The sequence below is a fragment of the Acinetobacter sp. SH024 genome (genome assembly GCF_000163635.1).
Lineage (GTDB): Bacteria > Pseudomonadota > Gammaproteobacteria > Pseudomonadales > Moraxellaceae > Acinetobacter > Acinetobacter pittii.
On the sequence record NZ_GG753619.1, the window covers coordinates 1 to 1,071 of the forward strand.

The 1,071-nt window shown below is 44.7% G+C and carries 1 protein-coding gene; it reads right to left on the reverse strand.

What is annotated here, in order from left to right; all coding sequences use genetic code 11:
- Positions 1 to 1,071: elongation factor Tu (gene tuf / locus HMPREF0013_RS24220; RefSeq protein WP_005804964.1), on the reverse strand; the 1,071-nt coding region annotated here is incomplete at both ends.

A 1,071-nucleotide genomic window follows, 5' to 3' on the forward strand; every position in this document is an offset into this window, starting at 1 on the left:
ACTTTCGCAACAACACCAGCACCTACAGTACGACCACCTTCACGGATCGCAAAACGTAGACCTGGGTCCATTGCGATTGGGTGGATTAATTCTACTGACATTTCAACGTTGTCGCCTGGCATAACCATTTCAACGCCGTCTTGTAATTGGATTGCACCAGTTACGTCAGTTGTACGGAAGTAGAACTGTGGACGGTAACCATTTAAGAATGGAGTGTGACGACCACCTTCTTCTTTAGAAAGTACGTATACTTCTGCGTCGAATTTAGTGTGCGGCTTGATTGTACCTGGTTTAGCAAGTACTTGACCACGTTGTACGTCTTCACGCTTAGTACCACGAAGTAAGATACCACAGTTCTCACCTGCACGGCCTTCGTCAAGAAGTTTACGGAACATTTCTACGCCAGTTACAGTTGTTTTAACTGTATCTTTAATACCAACGATCTCTACTTCTTCACCAACTTTAACGATACCAGCTTCTACACGGCCTGTTACTACAGTACCACGACCAGAAATTGAGAATACATCTTCGATTGGCATTAAGAATGCTTTGTCGATAGCACGTTCTGGTTCTGGGATGTAAGAGTCAAGCGCTTCAACAAGAGCAAGAACTGAAGACTCACCATATTGACCAGCATCACCTTCCAACGCTTTAAGCGCAGAACCACGGATAACTGGAGTGTCATCACCAGGGAAGTCATAAGTAGAAAGAAGTTCACGAACTTCCATTTCTACTAATTCAAGTAATTCTTCATCATCAACAAGGTCACACTTGTTCAAGAATACGATGATGTAAGGTACACCAACCTGACGAGAAAGAAGGATGTGTTCACGAGTTTGTGGCATTGGACCGTCAGTCGCAGCACACACAAGGATCGCGCCGTCCATCTGAGCAGCACCAGTAATCATGTTTTTAACGTAATCGGCGTGGCCCGGGCAGTCAACGTGCGCGTAGTGACGAATTGGAGAATCGTATTCTACGTGTGAAGTATTAATTGTAATACCACGTGCTTTTTCTTCAGGTGCTGAGTCGATTTGTGAGTAATCTTTCGCTTCACCGCCGAAGTTTTTG